At 65.6% G+C, this 5,155-nt stretch carries 6 protein-coding genes; 4 read left to right on the top strand and 2 right to left on the bottom strand.

From position 1 onward, the window contains the following. The 3 genes from ABI385_RS06415 to ABI385_RS06405 form a co-directional block, all read left to right on the top strand. On the top strand, positions 1-320 hold a 320-nt coding region (locus ABI385_RS06415), incomplete at its 5' end, for a hypothetical protein (protein ID WP_348102918.1). Between the two features lie 387 nt (positions 321-707). After that, positions 708-1,964, top strand: coding sequence for a hypothetical protein (locus tag ABI385_RS06410; RefSeq protein WP_348102917.1), 1,257 nt, complete (start codon positions 708-710; stop codon positions 1,962-1,964). Between the two features lie 986 nt (positions 1,965-2,950). Continuing rightward, entirely contained in the window at positions 2,951-3,697 is a 747-nt protein-coding gene (locus ABI385_RS06405) for a tyrosine-type recombinase/integrase (protein ID WP_348102916.1), read from the top strand. A gap of 107 nt (positions 3,698-3,804) precedes the next feature. Here ABI385_RS06405 and ABI385_RS06400 read toward each other — a convergent pair whose 3' ends face one another. After that, the gene (locus ABI385_RS06400) at positions 3,805-4,200 is read right to left on the bottom strand and encodes a nitroreductase family deazaflavin-dependent oxidoreductase (protein ID WP_348102915.1); all 396 of its coding nucleotides are present in this window, start codon (positions 4,198-4,200) and stop codon (positions 3,805-3,807) included. An 89-nt stretch (positions 4,201-4,289) separates the two neighbouring features. Then, positions 4,290-4,667, bottom strand: a complete 378-nt coding sequence (locus ABI385_RS06395; RefSeq protein WP_348102914.1) for a GNAT family N-acetyltransferase — start codon at positions 4,665-4,667, stop codon at positions 4,290-4,292. 284 nt (positions 4,668-4,951) lie between these two features. Here ABI385_RS06395 and ABI385_RS06390 point away from each other — a divergent pair. Continuing rightward, a partial coding sequence (locus ABI385_RS06390; RefSeq protein WP_348102913.1) for a nuclear transport factor 2 family protein occupies positions 4,952-5,155 on the top strand: 204 nt, incomplete at its 3' end.

Genomic DNA, 5,155 nt, shown 5'->3' with positions numbered 1-5,155 from the left:
CGGCCTTGCTCGCAGTGGCCAGTACCGTCCCCCCGCCGTCGGGCGGGGACGGCCCGTCATTCGCCATCGTGATCCTCAGCGTGTTCCTGATCATCGTCATCATCGCCTGCGCCGCAGTGGCGTGGCGCTCGGGCAACCGGCTGGCTATCCGGATCAACGCTGCCGCGTTACTGCTCAAGGCGCTCACGGCGCTGCCGGTGTTCTTCGTAGACATCGACGCCTGGTTCAAGGTGGGCTCCGCCGTGATGATCTTGCTCATCGTCGCATCCCTGGTGCTGACGCTGCGGCCCGAACACCAACCGTTCACCGCCACCGACTGACCAGTCCGCGGCGACAACCCCGGTGGTCTGTCTGCGGTGAGCACCAACTGCACGCAGGTAGACCACCGTCATCGCAGCAGCAGCTTGTCCTCCGACGGGAGGACACCACCGGCCAAAGATCCTCCTGCGGACTGACGCGTACGGCGGCCGATCGGGGCATCGTCGCTTCGGCGGCGGTCGTCGTCCGATCTCCGGGAAGGAGGCGACGGGATCAGGAGTTCACTGTTCGCGAGATTGTGCCTCGGCGCGTTCGGTAGTCGCATGGAGCCGAGGTCGATCATCCGCAGCTCGCCATCGACCGACTCCTCGACCTCGCCTTCTGACTTCACCTCGAGCAGCGGGGCTGGACTTCCATATTCACCGCGCTACACGAACACAGGAGTGCTCATGTCCAAGACCTTTTGGGTGCCCATCGATCGTCCCGACGTCACCGTCAACTCGTTGAGAGTGAGTTGTTGGTCGTCGGCGCTGCTCCGGGCCCAACGGGCGACTTTCACCAACTCCGACCACCAACTCCGACGTCCCGATCGGAGCTCGATCATGAACAGTCGTCCACACAGCACCAGCATGCGTCGTCGCTTCGTGGTTGCCGTGGGCCTTGTGACGCTGCTGTCAGGGACGCTTGGAATCAACGCCACCAGCGCCAGCGCGCACACCCCATCAATTAGCTATCGCTACACCGACCTCAATGCTGCACAAGTACCTGCAGGCTATTTGTTCAACGACTTCACAGCTGGATTGGACTCCGCCGACCGGGTCTACGGCACCTCCTACGCAGTCGACAGCGCCGGTGATGCTGTGCCGAACGTGTCCGAGTATGCGCACGGCACCACGACCATCCTGCAACGCCGTCCGTCGGTGGCCCACGTCGTCAACGCACTCGGCGTCGTCGGCGGCAGCGTGCTCACCAACGTGGCGCAGTCCACTGAGCAAGCCGCACTGTTCTTGGGTGACCACGCCGACGTGATTCCACGCCAGCCCGGCGAGATCAGCAGCTTCGTGGTCGCCCTGAACAACCTCGGCGTCGCCATAGTTCTGTCGTCGGACGGTTCTCATACGACATACTTCCGCTGCTGGCTTCACCATACGACGCGGCTGGACTTCGGTCCCGATGTGACCGACCCGGACGTGACAGGCATCAACGACGCCGGGTTTGTCACCGGGATAGACCAGACATCGCCTCAAGAAGCGTTTCGATACGACCCCTACACCGGCGCGAGCACATTGCTGCCGCCACAACCAACCGAATCCAACTCGTGGGGTCTTGGCATCAACGACCGCTCAGATGTCCTCGGGTACTCGTTCAACTTCAACAGCACCGAGCGCATCGGTGTTTGGGACGCACGCGGTCACTTCCACACCTACATCGTCGAGGGCACCCCCCAGGTTCCGACCATCAGCAACAGCCTCCGTTTCAACGACGACAACCAAATCATCGTCACTTTCGTTTCCAACTCCGCGCCGGACTACGGTACGAGTTACCTCATACCTCGCCCTGGGGTACGGCTCAATCTGGCCAATCTGGTCGAGAATCCGCCCACTAATGTCGGTGCCTTCGGGGATGTGACCGCCGAGAATGACCGCGGCAGCCTCGTCGGTTTCGGTCTCGACGGCACAGACTTCCTGCTCGAGCGGCAGGGTTGAAGCCCCGCAATCCGCGAGTAACCCGACCCCCGGCTGACCTGACCACCACAGGTCCGGACCAGTACCTTCAAGTTCCACGAGAAGCGGCTGGGACGTGCACGGACGTACAACCGAACGCAGTACCTGTCGATCAAGGGCCCAGCGTTGGCTGACGCCGGCAACATGTCGGCCGCCCCGAGAGCTCTGACTGCGCGTTCCCGATGTGCCAGGCCAGTACTCGGCGCTGCAGAGCGCGGGCGCCCTGGAACACCTCGGCGGCTCCTATGCCAGCCAGGACCCCTCGTGCGGCGAGCACTACTACCGCCGTCTCCTGGCGGGAGCACCCGTCCCTCAACGGGACGACCGCAACGCGCAGCACCGCAAGCTGACCGAACTGGTGCTCGATCGCGGTTTGATTGCGGATCGCACCGAAGCGGCAGACCTGCTGACGCACTCGGCCGAGGTGGTTCACATGCCCTTCCCGAACGCGCACTTTCGCTGGAACCTGGCGGTGGTGGGCCGCCCTGCAGAGGCAACCGGCGACCGACAGGCCGGCCGGGACGCCGCCAGGCGTGCCCCCGAGCTGGCCGGTCGTGGGCCAGCCTTCGCCCGGCACAAGACCCTCGGGGTCGTTCAGGCGGATCAACGAACCCTCCGCAGACTCCAGAAGTTGGCGAAGCAGCCTCAGAGCGGCGCGGTTCCAGCCTGCGTCACACCGCCGCGAGCTGACGCGACGGCGACAGTCGGAACGGGGCTAACGTCGATATGGTCTCGGTGCCTGGCCGCGTGAGCGGCGGGCGGGGCTGGGCCTGGTTGGGTCGCCGCGTGAGGTGACTGCCATGTCCGCTCCGACGATGCTTCTGCCGTTCCAACCCGCCACGATGTCGACCGCACAGCTGGCGGCGGTGTCCTACCTCGCCCGCTACTGCGGGCGCGCCCACACCCTCTACTCCTAGCAACTGAGCCAGTGGTTCACCTGGTGTTAGCGCAACGGGCTCGACCCCCTGGTGGGGATCCAACGAGCCCACGTCGAGCTGCACATCCGCCAGCTCGACGGCCGCGGACTGATGGACTCCTCCGTGGTCACGATGATGCACGCCGTGCGCGGATACTTCCGCTGCGCCCACATCGACGCAGTGTCCCCGTCCGACCCTGCCGTCTATGCGCGTCTGCCGAAGGTCAACCGTGACGAGATCGCACCCACGGGCTTGGATCGGCTCGAGCTGATCAGGTTCCTGCACGTCGCTCAGACTCTGACCGTCCACCACGGCGCCCTGGCCTACCCGCTGGGGATCAACGCCCTGCGCGCGTCCGAAGCCGCCGCCGTGAAGATTGAGGACTACGCCGACACCCTTCGTGGCTATCGGGTGCTGCATCTGGTCGGCAAAGGCAACAAGCCCGCCACCATGCCGCTGACCGTCCCGGTCTTGCGCGTCCGGGAGGCCTGCCGGAGCCAACGCACCAGCGGGCCGCTGGTGCTGCGACGGGAGTGGGGGAAGCCGATCGACCGGCGCGACGTGTACCGGATAGTCGCCCGGATCGCCAAGGCTGCTGGGATCCCGCGTCGCATCAGCCCGCACTCGCTACGGCACGGCGCGATCACCAACGCCCTGGACGCCGGCGTCCCCCTACGCGACGCCCATATCCTCGCACGGCACGCCGACCCGCGAACCGCCGAGCACGACGACCGCGCCCGCGGCAACCTCGACCGACACGCCGTCCACTTCCTGACCGCCTACGTCGCCGGCGTCTGACAGTCGCGGGCCCACCCGCGTCGACTCCGCCCACATCGACGTAGGGCGGCTTGCCGACCACAGGCTGGCTGCCGCGGCGGGCCGTCGCAGGACGTCGCACGCGGTGATCACTCGGGCGTCAGTCGAAATACCGGATGGTCGATCGGGTCGGGAAGCTTCTGCCAGTACGGATCGACGGTCTTGCTGGCGGCATCTCGGTAAGCAGCAATGATCGGGCCACGTTCCGCTACAGGCATCTCACCCGCTTTGAATCTTCGTTTCGCGCCCTTCGTTGAGACGGTCACTGTGGGATTGGCGCGAAGGTTCCGCACCCAGTCTGACTCCCCGCGCACCGACACGAGGTACGTTGCCCCAGCAACGTCGACCGGCATTACCGGGATCGCTCTGGGCTGTCCGGACGTCCGGCCAATCGCCGTGACCGTCTGTGCGCCGTTGATCCCGGTCGCCATCGCAAGCGGGTTGAACACTTTGCGGATAAAAAGTCCGGGCCGAAAGTACGTCACAGAACGACGCTATCGCTACGCGGCCTGACTTAGTCGATCATTGGGTCACCGCCATCGGGAGACCCTGCCCTACTCGCTCGTCGGCAAGGTCAGGTATCGGCCGGCACGAGCGACTTCCAGGACACGATCTTGTCCGCGCCAGGACCGCAGAACTTACAAACGCGGGCATTGCGATCGAACCCTTCGCGCTCGTAGAAGCGTCGGGCCGCCTCGTCCTCGATCGTGCTGGACGTCTCGACGATCAACACTCGGGCGGCCTGCTCACCGGAGCCGCGCAACGACTTCTCGACCTGGTGGACCACAAGATCGCCCATGCCCGAACGGTGTCGGCCCGGCTGCACTGCGAGGAAGAACAGGTTCCACACTCGGTCGGCGAACGGCTCGGGGCGTAGGACGCCGCACCTAGGGCACACCCCCGTAGTCGGTCTGGCCTTCACCCTGGTCTCCGGCAAGCTTGGCCGAGACATCTTCCTCGGCGGCCACGCGTCGCCGCCCGTGCGGTTCCTGCCCGCCAAGCAGGACTCCGCAAGAGCCCTCGCGCCCCAGCCACGCCGCCGTTCACGCGGTGGGTCATCACTTCGGAATCGGCCACGCGGCTACGCGAGCCCGGATGGTGAGTCAGAAGGCGACACCGCCGAGCAGCGATCCTCCCCACGCAACAGGGTCACACCGGACAAGATGCGTCACATCGGCGCTTGCGGTCGTGGTCGACGCAGGTACGACAGAACCTCGGCGAGAGGATGATCGCCGCATGACCACTAACGTCGCGATCATCAGCACCGACCACCCGGACGCCGTCACCTACCGGCGCGCCGCCGACGCCTTCCGCGCCGGAGACCTCGACGCGCTGGCGACCACCATCCACGAGGACGTGATCTGGCATCTGCCCGGGACCACGTGGATGGCCAGGGACGTCGAAGGTAGGAGCACGCTGGTGGCATACCTGCGCGAGATC

The organism is Lapillicoccus sp. (assembly GCF_039935575.1).
Taxonomy (GTDB): Bacteria; Actinomycetota; Actinomycetes; order Actinomycetales; family Dermatophilaceae; genus Lapillicoccus.
Note: the sequence above shows the minus strand (reverse complement) of the source record. Positions and strands in the feature narration are given on the sequence as shown.